We start from the raw sequence: 25,834 nt of genomic DNA, 5'->3' as shown, positions 1-25,834 counted from the left end.
ACCCGTAGTCGCATCAATGGCAAAACGGCCGCCAGCGTTGTCGCTTAGCGTGTAGCTCACGTTATCGCCATCCGGATCTGTGGCATCGGCATGAACGCCAGTGCTATCACCAATGGCTGCGTTTTCAGACACTGTATTTGCGGTGTTATCGATATCGGTGACTGGACCGATTGGGTTATCGGTATCGCCTTGACCTGGCGTGGTGCCATCGGCGTTGGTGACATCGATAGTGAAGTTCTGAGTGCTAGTCGAGCCATCGGTTGAGGTAGCAACTACGGTAACAACATGGTTACCACCATCGCCATTATCAAAATCAAGCTCTTTTGCTACGGTAATTTCACCGGTTGTTGGGTCGATGGTGAATCGACCATCAGCGTCATCACTTAATGTGTAAGACACATCATCGCCATCAGGATCTGTTGCATCGGCGTGAACGCCGGTACTATCACCGATTGAAGCGTTTTCAGATACTGTATTGTTCGCTTCTTCGATATCAGTAACTGGGCCTAAATTGCTATTTGGTGCCGATAAGTCTACTAAGGCGCTATCTGTACCTTCACTTGAACTATTACCCGCAGGATCTGTTACTTTCGCAGTTACCTGTAGATTTTGACCGTTAGTGATTTCGCTTGGCGGAACGACAATATTTGTAAAGCCGTTATCAATGAGCTCTTGAGTGATTGTAATTGGTGGTTGTTCAGTTCCGTTTATAGTTACAATTAGGCTATCGCCTGCTTCGATACCAACCTGTGGAAGGTTGATTCGAGCGGTAAGATTTGAGGACTCTGTATTATCGATGACGTTGTCTTCGACTTGTTCATTGATGCTGACTGTAGGTGCATCTGCACTCTGATTATTTTGGTCTTTGTCGCCACCTGGTACATTAATATCAACAACGGCTTCGTCTTGTCCTGTATTTGAACGGTTTCCTTTATCGTCGATAGCTGTTGCAGTGACATTTACGGCTGCATCATCTACTAGAAGAGTATTATCAATAGAAACACTGATAGTCGGATTATCGATAATAGCTTGAGTTACCTGAATATTAGATGTAGTAGAGTTGTTACCAATAGTTACGACTATTTCTACAACGTCGCCGACATTGAGGTTCGGATCATTAAGCGTAACTGTTGCGTCAATGCCTGCATCTTTTTCTTGTAAGTTTATAAAACCGTCATCATTTGTTTCATTTAGCGTAACAGTTGGCGCCAATGGGGCTGTCGTGTCTAATTCATCGCCACTTAAATCTTGGACTGATTGATTGTTAACATCGGTAACGTTAACGGTAGCGCTGATTTGACCGTCACTTAATGTGGAAATATCAATGTTGTCTGCGTTAAAACTGCCGTCTTGAGAGATAGTAACATTATTAACGGTAAGTTGATTACCTTGGCTATCTGTTAGTGTGATTGAAACGGGAGAGTTTGGTAGTACACCAGTAGTTGAGCCGGTAATTTGCGCAGTTTGAGAGAGGCTATCTATGGTTAATTCGGCATCAAGAGTTGAAACGATGATAATTTCTTGATTAATTATTTCAGGGGTTTCTATTGACGCTTGCGCTGGTGTGAAAGCTTCACTCTGAAATGCTGTGTTAGCGAGAGTTTCATCATTATTTCTGTCTAAACTTGAAAAGCTTATACCACCACCCGCTGATGCTGTACCAGCAGCCGTATCAGGTAAGTCTAGTTCACCATTCCCTTCAATTTGTGACTGAATAGCAGATATTTCATCATCTACGCCATTAATAACATCTTCAATTTCATCTGGAAGCGCATCTTCATCAGCCACTGCAATTGCTTCTGGAATGGATTGTTGCTGCGCCTCATCCACAAATTGTGTGCCATCAGAACCAAAAATAACTTCAATACGTCCGTCTGAATACTGCACTGTCACTTGAGCATTTTCACTAAGTAATAAGTTATCGCCAGCAACAATTTCGCTACCAACTTTAAGCTCAGAAGTTAGATTATTTTTTAACAGCTTGACCTCTCCAATGATGGCTTTTATTTGCGCATTTTGAGTGGTTACTAGTGTATTCATGAATAAACCTTTATTTGTTCTTACTACTTAATATTATTAACGTAATTCAAGTCGTTGATTATTAATGCTTTATTTGGTAACGACTAAGGCAAACTTTTAAATCTAATACATTTTGCCTAAATTAACGTCAACTATACGATATTTGTGGGTTGAAAATCAAATGAATAGGCATAAATTCGTAGTAAAAACGACGCAATTAAATTAGAAGAAAATAGGTTACATTTTCTCTATTTAAATTAATGATCTAGATCATTTTTGATAGATGTTGAAAGGCGATGGGAACGGTCGTGTTTTGACCATGAATAAGGAGGTGTGAAACGCGTGATTGAAATCATTGTTTAATTGACGTTGAACGGAAACTTAATTGAAAATTTCGCGCCATGTCCAAGCTCGCTATCGCATTTTATTTCACCCTTAAGTTGTGAAGTAACGATATTAAAAACGATGTTCAGACCTAGGCCACTTCCGCCATTGTCTCTGTTAGTGGTGAAGAATGGATCGAATATTTTTTGTTTAACTTGTGGCAAAATTCCTTTTCCATTGTCGGTAACAGTCATATTTAGCATGTCGGTCTCTCGATATGCAGTGATCTCTATTTGCTTGAAATTTTGCGCATTATCAAATGCATGGATAGAGGCATTTAAAACTAGATTGGTAATTATTTGCGAGAGCGCGCCTGGGTAGCTCGAAAGTACCAGATCCGCATCACAATTGATTTTTATTTCAATATCCGTTTGTTTAATGGCATTGTGAATACTGGTTAGTGTTTGATGGATGTATTCATTGACGTTGAAGGTACGCTGTTCATCGCTACTTTGATCTACAGATATTTGTTTGAAACTACGTACTAACTCTGCAGTGCGTTCAAGGTTATTTCTAATAAGCGCTGCCGCTTGATTTGAGGTTTCTAAATAGTTATCAAAATCAGATTTTTTCATCTTTTGTTGGTTATATTTTTTCAGTAAGCTCGGTTGTTATGGATTGAAAGTGCGAGATGCCCATAAGACCAATGCCAACCGGCGTATTTATCTCATGAGCTATTCCTGCCACTAAACTACCCAGACTAGCCATTTTTTCAGCTGCAATGAGCTGTTTTTGTGCTGATTGCAGGTGAGATATGGTGCCGTTTAATTCTGTTTGAGTCTGAGTTAACTCATCGATTGTTGTGGTTAATTTAGCATTGGCAATGGCCGCACTTTTATTGGCTTTAAGTAATGTTTTTATAAAGTAGAGAACAGCGATGAAAACTGAGATGAATACCACAATTATTTGATACACAACGCTGTAGTCTACCTGAGCTGAAACGTCCACTTTTAGCCATTTATCTCGAATCGCTTGATGTTGTTGGAAGCTAATTGCGGCAATGGATTTATTAATAATTGAGAGTAATTCGGGTAAACTTTTTTGAATTAGAAAACGATGGCTATATTTGAAATCTGTAATACCAGCTATTTTTAGATCTGGGAATTTATTTTGCACGTGATCCATCGCCGTTATGATGTGTCCTAAGTACGCATCAGCTTCTTCAGTACGGACTTTAGTGATCGCGCCGTGAGTAGTATCACTTGTGAGAATTTCTATAGAAGGATATTGCTTTTTAACTTGCTCGACAATTGGTGAACTTGAGCCGACAACAACAACTGTTTTACCGCGTAGTTCTTCCATTGTATTGTAATATCTATGCTCTTTTTTAGTGAGGATGGCGTAGTTAAATTCTGTATAGGGGATTGATACTTTGTGTGGTGGAATAGCACTGTCCACCGATGGAATTAATGCTGTATCACCTGCTGCAAACTGAGCTTTAACATCCTCCCAGTCGCGAGCTGAAATTAACTTGAATTTGAGCCCAGATAATTGAGTAATGAGCGTTAGATATTCGGCTATAGGACCTATCATTTCGTTGTTTTCTATTAGAATTAACGGTGGCCAATCTACTTCTGCATAGTTAAGAGTAGAATTGTTGCGAATAAAGGCCAGCTCTTTTGGCGTCAATGATAACGGCGAGTCTGAAAACTCTCCTAGATCGAATAATTGTTGATAATGAGGAAAGTTGTTGAGTAATTGCAATGAATTAATTTCGATTCCGTGGCTAAGTTCATTGAATTCTCGATCTAAAACATCATCGTTATAAGTCACGTTCAAATAGAGTGTTTTTGAATCTTTTGTATACTGTGAAATCTCTAGCTTAAAGGGCGTGAACTGATCGGGAACACGGCTAATTTCAATATTTTTTATAAACGACGAGCTTTTTAAGGCATCTAAGTTTTCGCTAAGCAGAATTTGTTGATTAGTGTCAATTAGCTCGCCTAGAATTTGTCCCAGTTTTTGAGAAGTCTCCGCTTTTAAAAAAGCCCTATTAGTTAGGTAATCTTCAATTAATTTTTTATAGGTGCCGCTGCGTTTCAATTCCCTGAGTTTTTCGTTAAAACGCTCCGCTAATGCAGACTCTCTAAAGGCAAGATAAAGCTTAGAAGCTCGAGGAAAAATATCGTAAATCTGGAAATCTGCCATGCCAAATTGTTCTAATTTTGCAAGCTCCCAAATTGCAATATTTTTGTCGATAATGATCGCGTCAACAGCCTCTTCTGTGAGGGCTTGTACTTGTAGTTTACTGTTGAGCTCTCGATAGCTAGATTTAGAATCGCTGAGCATTGATAGACTGTATTTAAATGGGCTACCTAAAGCCCTATTTGCTCCTTTGAATCCAATAACATTGAATCGTTTTAAGTCATTAATATTGTCAATTGACTGGGATAAGTTTTTCCTCGCTAATACAACATTGTTAATACTCAGTAGAGGATCAGAATAGAAATAACGAGTGTTACGTGTATTTGTCATTAAACTGACATCGATGTTGTTGTTTGTCTGTAGTTTTGAATTGAGCTCTCGAAATCTAGAATATTTGATTGGATGAGTTGTAATACCAGCGTTTGAAAAAACCATAGTCACCAAGTCATCGAGCATGCCTTTGGTAAGATCATTCTCTATTACATAGGGTGGAAGGTGGTCAAATAAGTTAACTCTAATTTTATTTAAAGGCGGTGATGCTAATGTTGAGAGAGCAGTTTCATTTGCCTTATCTGGCACAGCATTAATTGCACTATTATTAACAGCACTTCGCTGGAAATTAATTGGAATAACAGTCTCGTCGATAAGCCATTTCTGTTTCAATCCCTCTAATTCTTCTTTCGAAATTAATGAACTCGCATGCTTTATTTTCTCGCTCAAAATGACATTGTCTACCGGTGCGACCAAATAGAAAGCATTAGCAAATGTGGGAAGTGAAAATTGCGTATAGTTATGTAGTTGATTCGTTGTTGTTAAATACTGCCATGAGGCTTGCCGCTCGCCGATAAAGCCATCGACATTGTTTTTTTTAAGAAGGGCATGCATTTGTGAAACGGTATTAAAAGTGATCGGAGATACCGTTGGATATTTTGTTGTTATAAATTTGAAATACATTGAGTTTTCTAATACAGCGATTGTCAGGGTATCTAGGGATTCGGTGGACAAGTTCTCAAGCGAAGAATTTTTCTTAATATAAATGTCGTTAACGACAGGCGCCAAAGGTGTAATGTAATTGAGTGTAGATTCCATATGCTTAAAGCGAAAATAGGCCAAGGGTACATCGATTGAGCTGTTTTCTACTTGCGCTAACATCTCTTTAAATTCCATAGGAATGAACTCAATTTTTAAGCCGCTTTTTTTGGCAAGTAGCTGCCAATAATCAATAAATAGTCCTTGAGGCGTTGCATTCTTCTTATAGACAACATAAGGCGGAAAGTCGGTAAGGGTACCTATTTTTATCGTTGCAAATGAACTATTGCTAACAACGCATAATAGTAAAAAAAGTATGGCAAGAAAGTAACGCAAAAGACAACCTTATAAGCTTAATCCTATGTTTAAGGTTAGGTGGACATACTGAATAAGCAAATTTTGATTTCCTAATACCGCAACAAGAACTCTTAATGATATTATTCGCTCATTTTTTATATGTGAATACAGGGCCTTAACCCTGTTTACGATGTGGCTAAAAATAGCCAGTTTAGGAGTTGTTAATGTCTTACTTTGAAATATTTATTCTAATTAATTTAGGATGGGGAGCAATATCGCTAACTAGTGTGCTCTTGGCAGAAAAAAATGGGCGTTACGTTAAGCCAATAGTAATTTCATTTATTGTTTTATCTTGGCTCTATTTATTGTGCTGTGTACCGTTATTTAAAGATGGTATACAACCACCTGAAACTTTAGCGTTGTACTATACAGTCGTGGCAGGAATACTCTCTATCGAAGTTTGGCTTGTGATGATAGTCACGTTATTAACAATTTCGTTAGCAAAGAAAACTCACAACCCCGAATTCAAGTCTTATTTACTTCCTTTTTATCAGCCAATTCGTAAGGTATTCAAGCCGTTATGGCTTATCGTTGCATTGACAAACATAATCAATTCAGGGGTGTCATTAACTTACATAATGAATTAATATGTTACAAAATGTAATCATCTTGTAATGAAAAAGGATTGATAATGATAACAAGCAAGAAACTTATATTGGCTTCTGCAATTTCCGCAGTTCTCGTTGGCTGTGGCGGTGGAGGCGGTAGCTCTACTCCTTCGCCAGCACCAACTCCCGCACCTGCTCCTAGCCCGACGCCTGCACCAACCCCTACGGCAAGTGCTTCGATTAAGATTTCTGGCGATTTAACTCCAGCTGTTGGTGAATCAGTGGCGTTAATCGCGACTGTGGATGGCGAGCGGTCAGATTTAGCTGAAATAATGTGGACTCAAACGAAAGGTGATGCGTTAAAATTAGTCGCGGCTAATTCTGCTGTATTAGCTTTTGATGTTGAGAAAGCTGGTGATTATGAGTTTAAGGTTGACTTTACAACAGTAGATGGCAAGAAGCTTAGTGAAACTGTTAGTTTTACGACGACGACCAAAGCAAATGTTTTGAATGCTCGTCGTGACTTTGCGTCTCGCGAAGGTAATAAAGTTTCTTTTAAACTATCTGCTCCTATTGACGGGGATGGTAAGATTGTTACCGTGACTAGTCCTACATCTGGTAATCAAATTGCTGCTGAGTTTACTAATGTCAGTTGGGAGCAAACTGCAGGTCCTACTGTAATTTTTGACGATAAAAACACTAACCCATATACAACAATATTTAGAGCGCCCGGTGTTAAAGAAGATACTATTGCAACTTTTTCTGTAAAAGCAACTCATCCAGATGGTCATGTTGTTTCAGATAATGTTCATTTATTGATTCAAGATATAGAAGCTATTCCTGCCAGTTCAATTTATGACACTGTTGTTGCAAAGATAAACCCTGCAGTTACAAATGTACCGATGGAAAGTGGTTTAAAAAATTGTATTTATTCAAACTACTTTGCAACACCTTGCTCTTTAACTAGTATAAATTTAATTGGTCAAGATCATCCCAATCCTACAGTTGACGATATTATGTCACGTGTGATTACATCGCATCCTTGGATGGCGGAAAACTTCCGTAAATTCTTAACAGAACAAGACCCGCATGGCGATTTTAAGAAATTGCTTCGCTCCGTTAGTGCTGTAGTTATCTCTTATGATATTCGTCCATCATATTACTGGGTAGCTACGGGCGCCATTCACCTTGATCCTGAAGATTTATGGCTTACCCCAGAGCAACGAGATGTTATCGATGTCGCCCCAGACTACCGTAGCTCTTTTGGTCAGGAGCTTAAGTATGTAATGCCTTGGCGCTATGTTAAGGATAATGATTATGCGAGTAGCTATTACCCAAGAGAGTACCGTTTTTCTCGTACAGTTGAAGATTTAGTACCAGATTTAGGTTCTTTGCTATATCACGAATTAGCACATGCTAACGATACTTTCCCGTCTTCAACATTAGATTCAGTAGAAGGAACGAGTATATATAACGCTTTTCAAAAGCGCTCAGGCCAAACGATTGCGGATAAGTTAACAGCTGCTCACCCTAAGAGTAGTGCAGAAATGGCTGCATTAGGTCAGGTTAACTTCCGAGGTGCTGCGCCAACTGACGCTCAAAAGGCTTATACTCCTGATGATGTTGCAGGATTTTTCAGTCACGATAATGCTCCAACGGAATACGCTTATAGCAGTATCCAAGAAGATGTCGCTACGTTATTTGATGCTGCAATGATGAGTGCTCGTTACGGTATTGAGCGTGATGAAGCGGTAACCAGTCCGCGCCATCAAACTGACTCATCACTATCTTATATTCTAAGTTGGGGCCAACGTGGTCGTATTACTGATCCTGCGGTTATGCCGCGTTCGAAATACGTGTTTGATTTAATCTTTCCTGAACTTGATAGTGATGCCATCTATGCTGCACTTCCTGCACCACGTACGCTTAAGCCTGGTTTAAGTTGGTTTGATGTACTAGATCTGAGCGAAAGCAAGACTGGTCCTTTACCTCAAAAAGCTTATGCCGCTGGTAAAGGTGTCAAGGTTGAGCGCCCAGTAGAACTAGATTTAACGCGTCGTTACAAGTAACAACACTTTTAAAATCTAGACTAAAACCGCAGTTAAGAAATTAGCTGCGGTTTTTTTATCTAAAGTATGACAAAAAATAACAGTCAGCATTAAAAATTTGCAGTAGGATAGTGCTACATTAATTTTGAGATTGAGGTAGTGTAGTGATATCTAAGTTGGCGATTGTTGGCGGTACCCACGGCAATGAATTTACAGGGATTTATTTACTAAAAAAATGGCAGCGTGAACTGTCGTTAATTGAGCGCTCTAGTTTTAGCACTGAAACGCTTTTTGCCAACCCAAATGCCTACAGCGAAAATAAGCGCTATGTTGACCACGACTTAAATCGCTGTTTCGAACAAGCCCAATTAGAAGACGATTCACTCAATAGCAAAGAGCAAGTCCGTGCTAAAGAAATCAACGAACTATTAGGTCCGAAGGGCAATCCTCGTGTTGATTTTATTATCGATTTACACACCACAACCTCTAACATGGGGCCAACCTTACTACTCACTAAAAAGGGTACTTTTTACAATCAACTTGCAGCCTATGTAACGCAAAAAATGCCACAGGTAATCGTCTCTTGCGATGAGGACCACAAGGCGAATAGCGAGCATCATTTTCTGTCTAGTATCGCGATGGACAGTGTGATGGTTGAAGTCGGCCCTGTGCCACAATCGGTTTTACGACAAGATGTGTTTGAGCAAAGTGAAGAAATGACCATGCATATTTTGGATTTCATTGAGTTATATAACAACAATCAAGTGCCACAACTGCCAGAGACCGTATCTGCTTATCGCTTTATTGAATCCATTACGCTCCCTCTCAATGAAGACGGTAGTCGCAATGGTATGATCCACAAAGATATTCAAGACAAAGACTTTACTGAAATTAAGACGGGACAGCCGCTCTTCACTACTTTTGATGGTGAAGTTATTTGTTATGAAGGTGAAAAAACGCTATACGGTTCATTTATTAATGAAGCAGCGTATTACGACAATAACCTTGCGATGTCATTACTTGAGAAAATAACGCTTCACACCTACAGCGATTAAGTATGTTACGTTTATTCTTTTATTTACACCTCGCTGGCCTAGCACTGATTGGTGTTGGGCTTTATCTGTTATTAATGACAGATACAACACAAACCGTCGGCGGCATGGTGGCGGCTAGTAGCGCATTGGGTATTGGCGGGGTGATGATTTCACCTTATCCGGTGATTAAATTTATTCAGTGGTCGCAAAAACAATCGAGTTCTGAGAGCTAAGTACTAGCCAACTTTCACTAAAACACGGATAATCGCGCATTATTTTTTAGCGATGTTGAAATGCGATTATGTCAGAGCAATACGATTTACGATTTGGCGGTACCAAACGTCTTTATGGTCATGAGGCTGTAGCTAAATTAAAAGCGTCCCACGTTTGTGTTGTTGGTATTGGTGGCGTTGGCTCTTGGGCGGCAGAAGCCTTAGCGCGCAGCGGTGTTGGTGAAATAACACTAATCGATTTAGATGATATTTGCACCACTAATATCAATCGCCAAATTCACGCATTGTCCGATACCGTAGGCCAAGCAAAAGTCGAAGTAATGGCTGAGCGAATTCGCGGTATTAATCCCGAGTGTAAAATTAATGTCGTCGAAGAGTTTGTCGATGCTGATAACCTGTCTGAATTAATCACCAAAGACATGGATTATGTGATCGATGCCATTGATAGCATTAAAGCGAAAGTGGCATTGATTGCTTATTGTAAGCGCAACAAGATCAAGATTATCACAGTAGGCGGTGCTGGCGGTCAGCAAGATCCAACACAAGTACAAGTGACTGATCTTGCCAAAACTGTGCAAGACCCTCTCGCGGCAAAAGTACGTGGTGAATTACGTCGTTTTCACAATTTCTCTAAAAATCCCAAGCGTCGCTTTCAAGTTGAATGTGTATATTCGACCGAGCATTTGGTTTACCCAAAGAGTGATGGCAGCGTGTGTACTCAAAAATCGCAAGCTGATGGGCCAATGAAAATGGATTGTGCTAGTGGTTTTGGCGCAGCGACTGTTGTTACAGCAAGTTTTGGTTTCGTTGCTGTGGCGCGGGTGATTAAGAAATTAACGACAGTAACTGCTTAGATACTGTCATTAAGAGTTAATTCGCTAAGTCTTGAATTTTCTCGATAATAGCTCTGATGCCATTACCGCGAGAAGGACTTAGGTGGGACATTAATCCCAAAGATTCCAGGAATACTACGCAATTGAATGATTTTAATTGGCTAGGCGGCACGCCGCCGAACGATTGGCAAATAATGGCAATAAGACCACGGACTATCTTTGCGTTGCTATATATTGTTAATGTCAGCTCATCGCCTTCGATTTGACCATAAAACCACACATTGCTCTCACAGCCATTGAGTAACACCTCATCGACTTTTAGTGCATCATCCATCGCTGGTAGTGTTTTTCCTAAGCGCAATATATGACGATATTTATCTTCCCAGCTTTTTAATGCGGCAAATTGCTCAACAAGTTGCTGTTGTTGCGGGGTAAAGCTCATTATTTTTTCTTAGCGTTAAAAGCATCAAGTTGTGCTTGGGTGGCTGGCAATTGGTGATTGGCTTTCCACTCGCTATATGGCATGCCGTAAACGCGTTCACGCGCCTCTTCATCACTCACGTCTACACCTTGCTCATCCGCAACTGTTTTATACCATTTACCAAGACAGTTACGGCAAAAGTCCGCCAAAATCATTAAATCGATATTTTGAACGTCTTTGTTGTCGTCTAGGTGTTTTAATAAACGGCGAAAAGTCGCTGCATCTAAGGCGTCTTGTGTTGCTTGATCTAATTGGTTCATGTCTTATGTTCTATATTCTGTGCAAAATGAAGCAGCATTTTAGCAAGGAGTACTATTCGCCGCCATGGCTATTGACGATCAGGTACTCAATTTCTGGCAGGCTGAGATCGAGGGAGGATCCTATGGTATTAATACGCACTCGATCATGGTGTTCCATTAAACAAGAGCCACTGGCAAAACTATAAGCCGCAATCACTATTTGATGCTTTTTCTCTAAACTAAGTAAGTATTTATGCGTGGTAAGAAAGGGTAATGTTGGTGCGCAGCCACTATTAATGAGCGCCTGCTCTTCATCAATATCGATATTGGATTTTTCAACGCCGGTAAATTCTTGATAAAGACTTTGCAACCGCGAGCGGGAATGGATGGTATCGCCGTAGCCACTAAGTAGGTAATTTAGCACGCGAAAGAGTAATAGCTGATCTATTGCTGTACTGAAATTTTCAGGAGACTGCAGGATTTGTGGATCAAAACACGAACGGCAACCACAACACATCACAAAATTCTCTAACGGGTTGAGTTTGGCGACTTTAATACCAAAAACTGTAAAATAAGCGGTTGATTGATGATGAGCATACTGCTGACTTGCCTGACAATTAGGACAATCAAAACTCCCTTGCTTAACTGGTTCAACCTTTTCGGCTTCCCCCATTAAAATAAACATAGTGGCTCCATGCGCCTGAAAAACAATTGAATTATCACTGTAGCAATGGCGACAATTATTTTCAAATATCAGATGTTTACAGAATAAAAGCAGGTTATGCTTTACCTTCCAGTTACTGGAATCTTTAGGCTGTAAATACCATCACATATTTAAGGTTGCTTTTATGTCATCTGCCGTTACTCAATCCTATCAACTCACCGTTTCAGGCTTGCGTTGTAATAACTGCGCGCTGGGTCTTACTAAAAAGTTAAACGCATTAGATAAGGTCGATGCACAAGTGAGCTTTGCTAATGAAAAGGCGACATTCGAGTGTCCAGAAAGTCAGCTAGAAGACGTGATAAAGGCTATTCGCTCTGCGGGATATCATTTGCATTATGTGCAAGAGACTTATGATATTGAAGGTTGGCGCTGTGGCGGCTGTGCGAATAAAACAAAACAAAAGCTAGAGGCAATTGTTGGTATTGGTGAAGTGAGTGTTAATAGCACGCTAAATCAACTCACTGTCGAGCGCAATCCCGACCTGTTAACTCAGAGTGACATCATTGAATTATTAAAACAGCAAGGCTATCAAGCACAGCTTAAACAACGTCACAGCTTAGAAAATCATTCAAACCAATTCCCATGGCAGTTGCCGCTGAGTATATTGCTGACCTTGCCATTGTTGGCACCGATGATGGCTATGTTGTGGGGGCAGAAAATCATACTGCCCGGCTGGCTTGAATTTGCATTGGGATCAATAGTGCAATTTGTCATTGGCGCGCCATTTTACCGCGGTGCGTGGCAAAGCTTAAAAAACAAAAGTGCAAACATGGACACTTTAGTGACGCTCGGCACAAGCGCAGCATATTTTTATAGTTGCTATTTGTTATTTATTCACGGCCGAGAAGGGCAGCTTTATTTTGAATCGGCCGCTGTCATTATTACCTTTATCTCAATTGGTAAATGGCTGGAAGAGCGCGCTAAAAGATCCGCTGGTGATGCCATGGCATCCTTACTTGCACTGCAACCACAGCAAGCCAATGTTGTGACTGATAACGGTATTACCACTCGAGAAAGTAGCGCTGTAAATATAGGTGATGTTGTCAGAGTCATGGCAGGCGCCAAAGTGCCATTAGATGGCGTAGTCACTAAGGGCAGCAGTGAATTCAACGAAGCATTTATCTCTGGTGAATCATTGCCAGTTGTCAAAAACACAGGCGACAAAGTCTATGCCGGCGCGGTAAATCAGGGAGAGGTGATTGAGTTTTCGGTCACTGCGAAGGGAGCCGATAGTAACCTTGGTCAAATTATCGCTATGGTGGAGCAAGCGCAACAAACCAAAGCCCCCATTGAAGCGCTAGTCGATAAAGTTGCTGCCTGGTTTGTGCCAGCCGTATTACTTATTTCTGCTATTACCTTTATCATTTGGCTTGCACTAGGTGCTAGTTTTGAAATTGCCCTAATTAATAGTGTTGCCGTATTGGTGGTTGCTTGTCCTTGTGCATTGGGCTTGGCTACGCCAGCGGCGATTGTGGTTGGCTCTGGTCGCGCGGCGAAGCAGGGCATCGTTATCCGTGACCCTAAGGCACTACAAATCGCTGGAGACATCAAGCACATTGCCTTTGATAAAACCGGTACGCTGACTCAAGGTAAACCGTCTTTAAAAGCTGAGAATTACTTTAGTGATCAGCGATATGATAGTGAGCTAAAAGCACTGCTTGAACACAGTGAACATCCATTGGCGCAAGCTATTTTACAAGCTCAATGGCTAACAAATGTTAACACCGCACAGGCTACTGATTTTAAAACCATTGCAGGTAAAGGTTTAGTTGCAGAGATTGATCAGCAACAGTTTTTCCTCGGCAATCGTCAGTTACTTACCGAGCATGGCAATACTGTAAACTCCCTTTTTGCTATTAATGCTAGCGAAGTGTTGTTTGCTAGCTCGAGTCAAATCATCGCACAATTTGAATTAGAAGATGTCGTTAGAGGCGATAGTGCGCAAGCGATAAATGCTCTCAATCAAATGAGTATTGAGACTACCTTACTTAGCGGCGATAACGAAAACACGGCGCAAACAGTAGCAAGTCAGCTCAATATGAAAAATTGGTTAGGACAGCAAACGCCGGAGCAAAAATTGAGTTACCTGCAGCAAATACAAAACAGTGGCCATAAAATAGCGATGGTTGGCGATGGCATAAATGACGCGCCAGCGTTAGCGCAGGCTGATTTAGGCATTGCGATGGGCGGTGGCACGCAGGTGGCGATAACAAGCGCGCAAATCACGTTAATGCAAGATAGCCCATTGTTGGTGGCTAAGGCAATTAACATCGCCAAAGCGACTTGGCGCACAGTAAAGCAAAACCTATTTTTAGCCTTTGCATTTAATACGGTTGCTATTCCTGCGGCTGCAATGGGATATTTGTCACCTCAGTTGGCAGGGCTTGCGATGGCTCTGTCGAGTGTTACTGTATTAACCAATGCGCTGCGCCTAAAATATTCAGGGAAATCATAGGCCATGAAAACAATCACAGAAGTGGGCATGTTGTTATCCATGCCGGTAAAGACAATTCGCTATTACGACGATATTGGATTGTTGGGTACGCTTAGCCGAGCAAATAACGGCTATCGCCAGTTTAATCAGCGCAATATAGAGCAACTCAAACTCATTCAAGGCGCTCGCAATGCTGGCTTTAGCATCGGAGAAACGCGAGACTTATTAGCGCTTTTTAATAATGAAAATCGGGTAAGCCGTGATGTGAAGGCGATGACTCACGAAAAAATTACCCACTTAAAATCAAAGATTGAATCTCTCAACAATGTATTGCAACAGCTTGAATCGCTTCATGATTCTTGTGCTGGAGACGACAGCAAAGAATGTGCAATTCTCGATGGATTATCAAAAAGTTGTAAATAATTTACTCAATGCCCTTGAAATAAAAAGTACCGTCCTTATCTATTAATTAGCAGCAGGAAAGAGTTCCACTGCGACATTAACAGTCACTCAGTGATGTTAATACAACGCCAAGTTTTGGCATTCGGGTGCAGCACAAGCTGGCCATTTACAACTGTAGCCACCGATAAAAAGTAGACATCGGCACAGAGCTACCATATTGCTTCTTAGGAGAATATATTATGCGTACTATCGACTTATCACCACTATACCGCAGCGCCATTGGTTTTGATCGCCTAGCTTCAATGATCGAAACAGGCAATAAAAGCAACAACCAAGGTTACCCTCCATATAACATCGAACAGTTTTCTGAAGATGAATATCGCATTACATTAGCTGTTGCGGGTTTTGACCAATCTGAATTAGAAATTACTAGCCATCACAACACATTATTTGTGAAAGGCACTAAGCAACCTCAAAAAGAATCAGAGAGTAAATTCTTGTATCAAGGCATCGCAGAGCGTGGCTTTGAACGCAAATACCAGTTAGCGGATTACGTAACTGTGCAGGCTGCTGACTTAAATAATGGTTTATTACATATTGATTTAAAAAGAGAAGTTCCAGAGGCTATGAAGCCGCGCTCGATTGCCATCTCTGGCAATAAGCAACTGGAAAAATAAAACTCCCTCTCTCTTTATCGCTCTCACTAAAGAACGGCCAATGGCCGTTCTTTTTTTATACCCCTTTCAAAATAAACTGTTTGATTTTTGTTTAACTTTAAATTGGTTAAAAATACCACTTTGTGGTTTTTATAGCCTTGCTTGGTTATCTGTTTAAAATTCCATAACGTCTCAAATGTTCATAAGTTACTGTAATTAAATAGTATTTAAACTTTGGCACACCGTCTGCAATAAGCTAATCAAGAAACGGCACAATAAGCGCCAATCATTAATTACCTTAAAACACGGAGTCCATCATGGCTAAGTTAAATAACACATTACGCAACATCGCTCTAGCATCAACATTAGTTATCGCTGGTTTAGGAAGCAGCGCTGGTGCGGCAGAATTATCAGATAAAGCTAAGCAACATCTAATGGCGTCATTGGGTAACGTTATCTCTCATCAAGTTAGCGAAGTCGTTACTCAAGTCGGCTGGGATATCGAGCAAAGCATCCAGCAGTCGCTAATCAATCTAGGTGTTGAAGAAAATGCACCAAAGACAAAGGTTAAAGTGACAGTGGCGAAAACTGAAACTAAAGACGAATCATCTAAGTAACGAATTATTTTTTAATCTAGTGGAGAATTATTATGGGTATTTTTAGCAGATTTAGCGACATCATTAACGCAAACATCAACACCATGTTAGACAAAGCAGAAGATCCAAAGAAATTAGTCAGACTGCTTATTCAAGAAATGGAAGAGACCTTGGTAGAGCTTCGTGCCAATGCAGCAAAACATATTGCAGAGCGCAAAACACTTGAAGCCAGCTTAGCAAAAGCAAAAAACAATGTAACAGATTGGGCTGCGAAAGCAGAACTTGCACTTAGCAAAGGACGCGAAGACTTAGCACGCAGTGCTCTAGTGCAAAAGCAACAATCTGCAGAGCAAGTTAACGCACTTGAAGAAGAGTTAGTTCGTTACAACGAAGCGCTCGCGACAACAGATGCAGATGCATCGCGACTAGAGCAAAAAATGGTTGAAGCGCGTACCAGACAGCAATCATTACTAGCACGTAAACAACAAGCGCAAACTCGCTTGAAAGTGAAAAAGCAGCTTAATAGCAATAAAGTCGAAGACGCTTTGATCCGCTTCGAACACTTTGAAAAGAAAATCGAAGCCCTGGAATCTGAAGTAGAAAGCTACGAGCTAGGCGGCAAAGACGCACAATCGGTCGAAGCGCAGTTTAAGCAAATGGAGCGCGAAGAGTCTATCGATAATGAGCTTGCGCAACTGAAACAAAAAATGGCGTCTTAATCATGTTTGGGTCTAGCGCTGTTTTATGGATATATCTCTTGCCAGTGGTTGGCGTCATGATCAGCGCTGGCATCTTATCCGCCATTAATAACGAGATTTCTTAGGAGCATATTATGAGTATTTGGCATCGTATTACTGTAGACAAAAAGCATAGCAAGTTATTTGGAGTTTGCGCAGGTATCGCTAATGCCTTTGGCTACAGCCGAATGGGGGTAAGAGTTACCACAGTCATCGGTTTATTATTTGCCCCAATTATTACTTTAACCATTTATGCAACAGCGGCGGTATTACTCCCCACCAGACAACAAGTCACAGCATAAGCAAAATTAAAGTTAGCTCTCACTCATAAAGCCCCGAATTTCGGGGCTTTTTTATGCTCAGGATGAGCGGTATCCAGCGGTGCCATGGATGGCAAGGAGCAGGGATGCTCAGGATGAGCGGTATCCAGCGGTGCCATGGATGGCAGGGAGCTGGGATGCTCAGGATGAGCGGTATCCAGCGGTGCCATGGATGGCAGGGAGCTGGGATGCTCAGGATGAGCGGTCAAGATTCTATACTCCTGAAAATCTATGTACCTACGTCCGTGTAGGCAATCCAGCGGTGCCATGGCAGAAAATATGTTCCAGACACTTCTTTTTAGAAAGAGTCTAAGTACCTACTTCCCTATAGGCAAAAGCAAAGAGCTGGGACTATCCTCCCTAAGTGCCTCTATCTAAAGTGATAAAAACCGTGTAGCGATTTGTTCAAAAAACATTAATAGCTGTGAAGGTGAGAATCAATGTGATTTACTTTTGTTTTTAAGGTGTTGATTTTAAAGAAAATTTTGATTTTTGCTGTTTTGTGTGCGCATAATAAATAGACAGTCATTTATTGGCGTATTGGAGAAAGTCATGAAACCGCAAAACGATATCGTTAATCAGCTCAATCGGGTGTTAACCGCAGAGCTAACTTCTATAAATCAGTTTTTTCTTCACGCACGGATCTTTAAGAACTGGGGACTCGAAGCACTAAACAGCAAAGCCTACAAAAAGTCGATTAAAGACATGAAGCAAAGTGATAAGCTTATTGAGCGTATTTTGTTGCTCGAAGGCTTACCGAATCTACAACAGCTTGGTCGTTTAAAAATTGGCGAACACACGTTAGAGATGCTCGAATGTGATCTCAGCGTGCAAATGGATCAAAACGAATTACTCACCGAAGTTATTCAGAAATGCGAAGACGCTGGCGATTATGTCAGTCGCGATTTGCTGGTGGAAATTTTAGATTACGAACAAGACTACATTGATTGGTTAGAGGCGCAGTTGTCTTTAATCGAAAATATTGGCATTGAAAACTATCAGCAATCGATGATTGATAGTGAATAGGAGATTATCATGAAAGGCGATCAAGAGATTATTGACAGCTTAAACCGTTTGTTAACTCACGAGTTAACGGCTATGGATCAATACTTAGTCCATGCAAAAATGTACGAAGATTGGGATTTAAGCAAGCTTCATGCGCGCATTGCTCATGAATTTGAAGATGAAAAACAACACGCAGAAGCGCTTATCGAACGCATTCTATTCCTAGAAGGTCATCCTGATGCAAGCAAGCGCGATGCACTAGCCATTGGTAAAACTGTGCCAGAAATGCTGCAAAATGATCTCGATGTAGAATACCGCGTGCAAGAAGATTTACGTAAGGTAGTTGCACTGTGTGAACAAAAGCAAGATTTTCAAACGCGTAACGTGTTGATGCCACTGTTAGAAGACACCGAGCAAGATCATATTTATTGGCTAGAGCAGCAATTACGCCTAATTGATAAAATTGGCCTGCCAAACTACTTACAATCGATGATGTAACTAAGCAACAATTGCTAATGAAAACATGGTGAATTTTTACTGTGATAGGTAAAATGAAGCCATGTTTTTTTGTGACTGACGAAAAGTAATGTTCGATCTTTTTAGTGACTCTGCCGAGCCTGCCAATTTGCTCCACCGCGATGGTACTGTGCATTATTATGGCCCGGTAATGTCACAAGCTAGCGCCGATGATTATTATCAGCAACTACTCACTGAAATTGATTGGCAACCAGATCGCGCGTCGATGTTCGGAAAAACCATAGAAACGGCGCGTAAAATTGCATGGATGGCAGAGCAGCCATTTCACTATACTTATTCCAATAACACCAAGATTGCTCAGCCTTTCTCGCCGCTACTGTGGGAGCTAAAAAGCATTGCAGAGCGTGAATCCAACGAAACCTACAATGCCTGTCTGCTTAACCTCTATCACAACGGGAGTGAGGGCATGGCGTGGCACAGTGATGGCGAAAAAGATCTCAAGAAAAATGGCGCTATTGCATCCATGAGCTTTGGCGCCGAGCGCAAATTTTCCTTTAAACATAAACAAACCCAAGAAACCGTGTCACAGTTTCTCCAGCACGGCAGTTTGTTAATGATGAAAGGTGTCACCCAAACGCACTGGCTTCATCGCTTGCCGCCAACTAAATCGGTGACGACACCGCGCATCAATCTTACCTTCAGAACCATTACTGGTCAGCTGGTTGGCTTCTTTCCAGCTTGATTAAATCCGCCGCTTTTTCGGCGATAGCAATGACGCTGGCGTTGGTATTGCCTGTGATGATGGTTGGCATAATCGACGCGTCCACAACTCGTAAGTTTGCTAAGCCGTGTACTTTTAACTCGCTATCAACCACGCTCAGTTCGTCGTCTTTGCTGCCCATTTTGCAGGTGCCCACTGGGTGATATTCGGTATCTGCGGTGCTGCGGATAAACTCGATAAGTTGCTCATCGTTGTTTTTATCGAGTGGATAAATCATCTCACCCTTTATCTCGTTAAAAGCGCTGCTTTCAAGCACTGATAAGGTTTGTTTTAGGCCGGCCAACAAAGTGGTTAGATCATCGGGGTGATCGAGATAGTTAGGATCAATAAGCGGTGCTGATTTTGGATTGTTGTCCTTAAGCGTGACGCTGCCGCGGCTTTTCGGACGCATTAAACTTGCGTGCACGCTATAACCGTGTCCCCAGTGTAATTTACGACTGTGATCGTCGACTAAACCGATAACAAACTCCATTTGAATTTCAGGGGCAGGCGCATCGTTATCAATGCTGAAAAAAGCGTGGGACTCAGCGAAATTACTGGTTAAATCGCCTGTTCTGTTTTTAAACCACTGATAGGTTTGCGTAGTCATTTGCATAGCACCAGGCAGGCTAATTCCGAAAGTGCCTGCGCTAGTTTTCGCGCGATAAAGTGGCACCACTGTCAAATGATCTTGCAGGTTTTGACCGACGCCGGGTAAATGCAGCGTTGGTTCTATACCGAGCTTCTTTAAGGCATCTTTATCGCCAATGCCTGACAGCATTAATAACTGTGGTGAGTTAATTGCACCTGCGCTTACGATTACTTCTTTGCTCGCGTTAATAATGCGCCTGCGATTTTTGTGGTTAACTCTCAGCGCTGTCACCGTGTTATCAGTGACGATAAGTTTTTCGACTTGAACTTTGGTCATCACCGTTAGATTGGGACGCGATAAGTTCGGCGTTAAATAAGCTTTAGCTGCACTGCATCGCTCGCCGTTGTGTTGGGTAACTTGCGACAATCGCGCGCCTTCTTGATTTACGCCGTTAATATCACTATTTAACGCAATGCCCTGTTCGGCGCAGCCTTTTAAGAAATACTGATTTACTGGACTTGGCGTTTGAAGTTCATTGACTTGTAAAGGGCCGTTACTGCCATGAAATTCGTTGTTAATAGAGTGATTGGTTTCTGCTTTAATGAAATAGGGAAGTAGTGAGTAGTAATCCCAACCGTGGTTGCCTTGCGCCGCCCAGTTATCGAAATCCCAACGGTTACCGCGAATATAAACCATCGCGTTAATTGAGCTACTGCCACCTAATACTTTACCACGCGGTACAAAACCACAGCGGTTATTGAGATTGGCTTGTGGCACCGTCTGATAATGCCAACTGTTTATCCCATAAGGCACACTTGCAGCAACGCCAGCAGGCATTTGCACAAAGGCGCTGTTGTCATTGCCGCCAGCTTCAATTAGGCAAACAGAAACGTTTTTATCTTCGCTAAGGCGCGCCGCTAAAACACAACCAGCACTGCCCGCGCCAACGATAACGTAATCGAATTTCTCACTCATAACTCAATAACTTTTCATCAATAGAATTATTATCATGCATAGAAGAAATGTTTAAGACTTGATATTTTTAGACATAGCAATTGAACTGGGGATAATCAATTGAGCGATTATATTAGAGCGACATCGTTACTGGGAATCAATCAGCTGATTGCTGAGTTAGGTGGTTGTCCGCGCTCATTGTTGGCACAGTCTAATATCGAGGTCGATTTTCAGCAGCTAGATAGCCAATTTATGCAATATCGCGATTATATCGAATTGTTAAATAGCTGTGCGCAATCGCTCGACTGCTTTGATTTTGGTTTACGACTAGCGGCGCGTCAGCACTTTGATATTTTAGGGCCGATAGCGCTGGTGGCTCAATCAGGAACTACCTTGGCGCAAGTACTAAGTTGGGTCACGAAATTTTTGCATGTTCATTGTCCTGCAATCGCTATTGCGCAAACTACCGTTGCGGATTCTGATGAAGTCTTATTGTCGTTTGAAATTGCGCTCGATCCACTACCAGATATTAGTCAGGTGAGTGAGCTGAGTATCGGATTGATGGTGGCTATCGTTCGAGAGTTAACGGTGGAAAGTTGGTCGCCGTTACGGGTATATTTACCCAGTAAAATTGCCACCAATAATTATGCATATGCCAAACATTTTTCAGCCGAGGTGACCGGTTATCGCAATTTTTCTGGCATCGTCATTTGTAAGTCAGATCTCAACTTACCCATCAAGACCAAGCAATCAAATCAACTGCAGCAATCTCTAGGCTATTTGCAATCACAAGGTGAACACTCGCTTACGTTATGCGATAAGGTGGAATTAATCGTCAAGCCATTGTTGGCAATTGAGCAGTGTACTAATGATAATGTTGCTCACATACTCGGCCTTCATACAAGACAATTGCATCGCTTGTTACAACGTGAGAATACCAGCTTTATCAAGCTCAAGAATAAGGTTAGGTCAAAATTGGCGTGGCATTACTTAACACAAACCCAATTAAGGTTTTCGCATATTTCTGAGCTTTTGGGTTATCAAGAGCAAGCGACATTTACTGCGGCTTGCCAGCGCTGGTTTAAAACATCGCCTCGCACTATTAGAAAATGTACCTAGGCGATAACTTTATTGCGGCCGCTGTGCTTGGCGCGATAGAGGTTTTTATCGGCAAATGACATTAATTGCTCAAGCGAAAGTTCACTATTTGCGCTGTTGGCAACGCCAACAGAAGTCGTGATGTTGATTTGATGAGTAAGATAGCTGATGGTTAGTGCTTCTAGTGTTTGGCGGATGCGCTCACCGATATCTTTTGCTGTGTCCAAACTAGTATTGGGCAGCAATACGGCAAACTCTTCACCACCAATGCGACCAAAAATATCGTAGGGGCGCAGATTTTCTTTGATCGATTTTGCACTTTGCGCCAAGGTTATATCGCCGCCTTGGTGACCATAGTTGTCGTTAAGGGACTTAAAATTGTCTAAATCAATCATCAAAATACTACAATCAGAATTTGCTCTTGCGCCACGCTGTAGTTCAATATTGGCCATTTCTAAAAAATAGCGACGATTATGGCAGTCGGTTAATGAGTCTATTGTTGCTAGCTTAAAGAGCTCTTGTGAGGCTACTTGAAGCTGCTTTTCGGTGCGCTTCTTCTCGGTTATATCGGTGGCGTAAAAGAAAATAAAGTCGTTATCGATAACGCGCTCTGTGGCTAAGAACCAACGGCCATCATGGAGATCGATTTCAAAGTTGCGAAAGGGACTTTGGCGGCGTTTTTGGTTGGCGTATACCAGCCATTCATGAATACTGTTTGCTTCGATAACCAACCCTTTATTGTATAGATAACAGTATTCAACGAGTTTGGAAAAGGACTGACCTATTACGGCATCAAGCGGCTGAGCATACATCGATGCCATCGCTTCATTGCAGTAAATTAGAGTGTCTTGAGCATCAAAAATACCAACGCAATCATTTGTTCTTTCGAGCGATGTAGCAAGCAATTGTTGAATGTTTGGCGCCAATTGACTCATTATCCTAAATACTTCTTTGAGGTTGAGGGAGCAGACTATAAAGTAAGCAACTTACGCCTGCAACTAAATTATAGAATAATTATTATTTCCTGCTTATTTCGTTGTATTGATGCGTATGGCTACATTAATAAACTCGAGAATTTAAAGTTAAAGTATTAATTTATAAGATATTGTTATGGATAACTAAGTTAAGTTAAGTTAACCACCAAGCAGCGGAAAATAAACGACCAACTAACCATGTTGGCCAGTAATTACAATCTAATTTCCTACGCGAATATTGTCGTGGGTGGTTTAACAGTTTATGTGTTGTGGGGCGTTGTTGAGCAAATCGTATTAAGTGGTTGGTATGCCATTGTCGTTTTAATGATGCTAGGGCGCCACCTCATTAAAAATAGATTTCTCACTAGTGATATAACGACTCCGAGTCTATTGAAAAAATGGCAAAACCGTTTTATTTCGATGTCGTTGGTTGCTGGCATATGGTGGGGGATTGGCGCATGGTTGTTCGTTATGCCACAACACCCTCAGCTCGTAACTTTCATTATGGTGAGTTGGATTGGCATGGTGGCTGGGACCATAGGATCACAAGGTGTTCATCTTCCTAGTTTTATTGCCTATTGTTTGCCGACGATGTTGGCATTAACGAAGCAAGAAATAGTGGTTTAATGTTGCTCCACAAACCATTGCGCCCCGCCAAGTTGCGGATGGCAATTAATAAGGTGACTTAGTAGCAATAACGGCTAGCGCAAAAGACCGAGATCTTTGGCTTTGGTAACGCAAGCGAGTCGATTGTCAGCTTCTAGCTTTTGGAATAGCTGTTTGACGTGAGATTTTACCGTGTGCTCTGAAATAAACATCGATTCAGCAATCTTACAGTTACTCAATCCTTGCGAAAGTAATGCTAACACCTCCAGTTGACGCGGTGTGATGTCAGCAAAAGCTTGCTCGTCTTCTTCAGGGATTGCATCAATTTGCTGCTTGATATCAGCAGGGACAAAGATATGTCCATCTAAAATACTCTGCACTGCATTGACGAGATCGGCGCTGCCAAGTGTTTTAGGGATGAAACCCAATGAACCGATTTGCAGTACTTGTTGAATAATATTGATGTCTTGTGAGGCAGATAATACCGCGACGGGGTGAACATCGCCCGATTGAAAATTCTTGCTAAGAAACGCTAGGCCACCGACATCTGGCATGTCTAAGTCTACTAAAATCAAATCCACATCACCGTGCTCGGCGATAATTTGTTGTGCTTTGCTGACACTACAGCAGCCGAAAATTTCAAGATTGGGAATATGCAGCGGCAGAATTTGCGATACGCCATAGAGAAACAATTGATGGTCATCAATAAGAATAATTTTGAGCATGATTGGCAACGTTTTCCTTGTTCGACAGCAAAGCGCAGAGATTGTATGTGAGTTTTGTATACAAAATCAACAACTAACAATAGCTGCGCTTTCGAATAAACTAAGCGTAGTCAATCATTTTCAAATTTTGAAATTATTTTTATTTATTAATTATCAACTTACCCGTGCGAATGCGCTGTGGGTGATCGCCAACATCAAAACTCGCTATCTCTTTTCCTGTTTCAAATGAAATCACCGATACGCGATCTTGCTGGCTTACCGACACATAACAATGCTTGCCGTCAGCGCTTTCTGTTGCCCAATAAGGTTTAGCGCCTAAAGGATGTTCTGAGAGTTGAGCAATCTTATAACTAAAGGTAACGCGATCGACAATTGCTGCATAGCCTGACATGGTGCCTGCAACACAAAGCTTAGTACCTTCGTGATTCATTGCCAAACCGTGATGCGCTGAGTTTAGCTGATAATCACGCAAGCTCATTTGCGCTACTAGTTCAGGCACTGGTAGGTGCATTTTGCGAGTGATTTTTTGCTCGTGAAGATCGTATTCGAAGAACCCGTGAAAAAACGATACCTGCAGATACACATAACGGCCATCAGGCGCAGCAGCCATTGGGCGTACCGCATTATCTACCCAAGGAAAGCCAAATTCTTCGAGCTTTTCGCCAATATCGACGCGCTGGAGTACCTCATAGGTTTTAGCATCAACGACCTGAAAGTAACGATCGCCTTTCATCCAATCGAGCCAGCCAGAAGAAAATGGCACAAATACTTTACCGATGCTGGCGTGTAAGATTTTAGTACCGTCTTTGGTGTAGTTACTCTCGTGCGGCTGATCGCCAGACTCAAAATTAGCAACAATTTTTCCGGTGTCAGTATCTATCGCGTGAACCTTTCGCGCCGTTGATGCTGACACTAAAAATATCTTGCCATCTGGTGATATTGCCGCGTGATCGGAGCGCGCGCCTTCAACTGGCGTACGCCACTTTATCTCACCAGTATTTACGTCTAAGGCGATGGCATCAGCAAAGCTAGGACGTGAAATAAACAGATATTTACCGTCTTTAGACGGGAACATATCGTCCACCATCTGATTGTTGCCTTCCCCAATCACCTCACGAATAAAGGTGGATTTAATACGGCGAATTACACCTGAATAAATCTCTTCGAGTCTTTCTTCCTTATCTGGTACGGCATTAAGTTTTTTAATGCGCGTAAAAGTGTGAGGATCATAAATATCAATAGTGCCATCCCAGTTATTACCAACCACAATGACATCCCGCATTTCCATATTGTTGGCTGTAGACGGCGTTGATTCTGCACTGACGAAAAAGCTAGAAACTGAAAGTAGGGCAATGGATAAAAAAGGGCGAATTGGCACTGTGATACCTATTATTTTAATTTTTATTGTTGGCATTTTTTACCAC

26 protein-coding genes are annotated in these 25,834 nt (G+C 41.6%); 16 read left to right on the top strand and 10 right to left on the bottom strand.

The window, feature by feature from the left end; translation table 11 throughout:
• From MHM98_RS04390 to MHM98_RS04380, 3 genes are all read right to left on the bottom strand, one after another.
• A partial coding sequence (locus tag MHM98_RS04390) for a cadherin repeat domain-containing protein (protein ID WP_239438040.1) occupies positions 1-2,040 on the bottom strand: 2,040 nt, incomplete at its 3' end.
• Between the two features lie 338 nt (positions 2,041-2,378).
• Positions 2,379-2,978: a HAMP domain-containing sensor histidine kinase gene (locus MHM98_RS04385; RefSeq protein ID WP_239438039.1), complete on the bottom strand. Its 600-nt coding sequence runs from the start codon at positions 2,976-2,978 to the stop codon at positions 2,379-2,381.
• A 10-nt stretch (positions 2,979-2,988) separates the two neighbouring features.
• A complete protein-coding gene (locus MHM98_RS04380; RefSeq protein ID WP_239438038.1) occupies positions 2,989-5,913 on the bottom strand; it encodes a transporter substrate-binding domain-containing protein in 2,925 nt (974 codons plus the stop codon).
• Between the two features lie 185 nt (positions 5,914-6,098).
• Between MHM98_RS04380 and MHM98_RS04375 the strand changes: the two genes are divergently transcribed.
• The 5 genes from MHM98_RS04375 to tcdA all read left to right on the top strand — a co-directional run bounded on the left by MHM98_RS04375 (position 6,099) and on the right by tcdA (position 10,651).
• Complete coding sequence (locus MHM98_RS04375; RefSeq protein WP_239438037.1) at positions 6,099-6,521, top strand: hypothetical protein; 423 nt, start codon at positions 6,099-6,101, stop codon at positions 6,519-6,521.
• Between the two features lie 44 nt (positions 6,522-6,565).
• Positions 6,566-8,551 (top strand): hypothetical protein, encoded by a 1,986-nt coding sequence (locus tag MHM98_RS04370; protein WP_239438036.1) that lies wholly within the window; start codon positions 6,566-6,568, stop codon positions 8,549-8,551.
• Between the two features lie 143 nt (positions 8,552-8,694).
• Complete coding sequence (locus MHM98_RS04365) at positions 8,695-9,585, top strand: aspartoacylase (RefSeq protein WP_239438035.1); 891 nt, start codon at positions 8,695-8,697, stop codon at positions 9,583-9,585.
• Between the two features lie 2 nt (positions 9,586-9,587).
• The gene (locus tag MHM98_RS04360) at positions 9,588-9,797 is read left to right on the top strand and encodes a hypothetical protein (protein WP_239438034.1); all 210 of its coding nucleotides are present in this window, start codon (positions 9,588-9,590) and stop codon (positions 9,795-9,797) included.
• Between the two features lie 68 nt (positions 9,798-9,865).
• The gene (tcdA, locus tag MHM98_RS04355) at positions 9,866-10,651 is read left to right on the top strand and encodes a tRNA cyclic N6-threonylcarbamoyladenosine(37) synthase TcdA (protein ID WP_239438033.1); all 786 of its coding nucleotides are present in this window, start codon (positions 9,866-9,868) and stop codon (positions 10,649-10,651) included.
• A 16-nt stretch (positions 10,652-10,667) separates the two neighbouring features.
• Here tcdA and MHM98_RS04350 read toward each other — a convergent pair whose 3' ends face one another.
• From MHM98_RS04350 to MHM98_RS04340, 3 genes are read right to left on the bottom strand one after another with little or no spacing between them, the layout of a single operon-like run.
• Positions 10,668-11,072: a SufE family protein gene (locus tag MHM98_RS04350; RefSeq protein WP_239438032.1), complete on the bottom strand. Its 405-nt coding sequence runs from the start codon at positions 11,070-11,072 to the stop codon at positions 10,668-10,670.
• Entirely contained in the window at positions 11,072-11,371 is a 300-nt protein-coding gene (locus MHM98_RS04345; RefSeq protein ID WP_239438031.1) for a DUF1244 domain-containing protein, read from the bottom strand. Before MHM98_RS04345 ends, MHM98_RS04350 begins: the two co-directional genes overlap by 1 nt.
• Positions 11,372-11,423: 52 nt before the next feature.
• Entirely contained in the window at positions 11,424-12,035 is a 612-nt protein-coding gene (locus MHM98_RS04340; protein WP_239438030.1) for a hypothetical protein, read from the bottom strand.
• 163 nt (positions 12,036-12,198) lie between these two features.
• Between MHM98_RS04340 and MHM98_RS04335 the strand changes: the two genes are divergently transcribed.
• From MHM98_RS04335 to MHM98_RS04295, 9 genes are all read left to right on the top strand, one after another.
• Positions 12,199-14,529 (top strand): heavy metal translocating P-type ATPase, encoded by a 2,331-nt coding sequence (locus MHM98_RS04335; RefSeq protein WP_239438029.1) that lies wholly within the window; start codon positions 12,199-12,201, stop codon positions 14,527-14,529.
• 3 nt (positions 14,530-14,532) lie between these two features.
• Positions 14,533-14,931, top strand: a complete 399-nt coding sequence (locus MHM98_RS04330; RefSeq protein WP_239438028.1) for a MerR family DNA-binding protein — start codon at positions 14,533-14,535, stop codon at positions 14,929-14,931.
• A 218-nt stretch (positions 14,932-15,149) separates the two neighbouring features.
• Entirely contained in the window at positions 15,150-15,587 is a 438-nt protein-coding gene (locus MHM98_RS04325) for an Hsp20 family protein (RefSeq protein WP_239438027.1), read from the top strand.
• Positions 15,588-15,883: 296 nt separating this feature from the next.
• Complete coding sequence (locus tag MHM98_RS04320) at positions 15,884-16,183, top strand: hypothetical protein (protein WP_239438026.1); 300 nt, start codon at positions 15,884-15,886, stop codon at positions 16,181-16,183.
• Positions 16,184-16,215: 32 nt separating this feature from the next.
• Complete coding sequence (gene pspA / locus MHM98_RS04315) at positions 16,216-16,881, top strand: phage shock protein PspA (protein WP_239438025.1); 666 nt, start codon at positions 16,216-16,218, stop codon at positions 16,879-16,881.
• A 113-nt stretch (positions 16,882-16,994) separates the two neighbouring features.
• Positions 16,995-17,201 (top strand): PspC domain-containing protein, encoded by a 207-nt coding sequence (locus MHM98_RS04310; RefSeq protein WP_239438024.1) that lies wholly within the window; start codon positions 16,995-16,997, stop codon positions 17,199-17,201.
• Between the two features lie 570 nt (positions 17,202-17,771).
• Positions 17,772-18,245, top strand: coding sequence for a bacterioferritin (gene bfr, locus MHM98_RS04305; protein ID WP_239438023.1), 474 nt, complete (start codon positions 17,772-17,774; stop codon positions 18,243-18,245).
• Positions 18,246-18,254: 9 nt separating this feature from the next.
• Complete coding sequence (bfr, locus tag MHM98_RS04300) at positions 18,255-18,722, top strand: bacterioferritin (RefSeq protein WP_239438022.1); 468 nt, start codon at positions 18,255-18,257, stop codon at positions 18,720-18,722.
• Between the two features lie 88 nt (positions 18,723-18,810).
• Entirely contained in the window at positions 18,811-19,443 is a 633-nt protein-coding gene (locus MHM98_RS04295) for an alpha-ketoglutarate-dependent dioxygenase AlkB (protein ID WP_239438021.1), read from the top strand.
• Here MHM98_RS04295 and MHM98_RS04290 read toward each other — a convergent pair.
• A complete protein-coding gene (locus MHM98_RS04290; protein ID WP_239438020.1) occupies positions 19,409-21,028 on the bottom strand; it encodes a GMC family oxidoreductase N-terminal domain-containing protein in 1,620 nt (539 codons plus the stop codon). The genes MHM98_RS04295 and MHM98_RS04290 overlap by 35 nt on opposite strands.
• Before the next feature lie 99 nt (positions 21,029-21,127).
• Here MHM98_RS04290 and MHM98_RS04285 point away from each other — a divergent pair, with 99 nt between their 5' ends.
• Positions 21,128-22,126, top strand: a complete 999-nt coding sequence (locus tag MHM98_RS04285) for an AraC family transcriptional regulator ligand-binding domain-containing protein (protein WP_239438019.1) — start codon at positions 21,128-21,130, stop codon at positions 22,124-22,126.
• Here MHM98_RS04285 and MHM98_RS04280 read toward each other — a convergent pair.
• Entirely contained in the window at positions 22,123-23,040 is a 918-nt protein-coding gene (locus MHM98_RS04280) for a sensor domain-containing diguanylate cyclase (RefSeq protein ID WP_239438018.1), read from the bottom strand. The two genes, MHM98_RS04285 and MHM98_RS04280, sit on opposite strands and share 4 nt — an antisense overlap.
• A gap of 237 nt (positions 23,041-23,277) precedes the next feature.
• Here MHM98_RS04280 and MHM98_RS04275 point away from each other — a divergent pair, with 237 nt between their 5' ends.
• A complete protein-coding gene (locus tag MHM98_RS04275; RefSeq protein WP_239438017.1) occupies positions 23,278-23,706 on the top strand; it encodes a hypothetical protein in 429 nt (142 codons plus the stop codon).
• A 74-nt stretch (positions 23,707-23,780) separates the two neighbouring features.
• Here MHM98_RS04275 and MHM98_RS04270 read toward each other — a convergent pair whose 3' ends face one another.
• Both MHM98_RS04270 and MHM98_RS04265 read right to left on the bottom strand, forming a co-directional pair.
• On the bottom strand, positions 23,781-24,410 hold the full coding sequence (locus MHM98_RS04270; RefSeq protein WP_239438016.1) for a response regulator transcription factor: 630 nt from the start codon (positions 24,408-24,410) through the stop codon (positions 23,781-23,783).
• 139 nt (positions 24,411-24,549) lie between these two features.
• Positions 24,550-25,788: a hypothetical protein gene (locus tag MHM98_RS04265; protein ID WP_239438015.1), complete on the bottom strand. Its 1,239-nt coding sequence runs from the start codon at positions 25,786-25,788 to the stop codon at positions 24,550-24,552.
• Between the last annotated feature and the right edge of the window lie 46 nt (positions 25,789-25,834).

It is taken from the genome of Psychrobium sp. MM17-31 (assembly GCF_022347785.1).
Taxonomy (GTDB): domain Bacteria; phylum Pseudomonadota; class Gammaproteobacteria; order Enterobacterales; family Psychrobiaceae; genus Psychrobium.
This window is presented reverse-complemented; position numbering and strand designations above follow the sequence as displayed.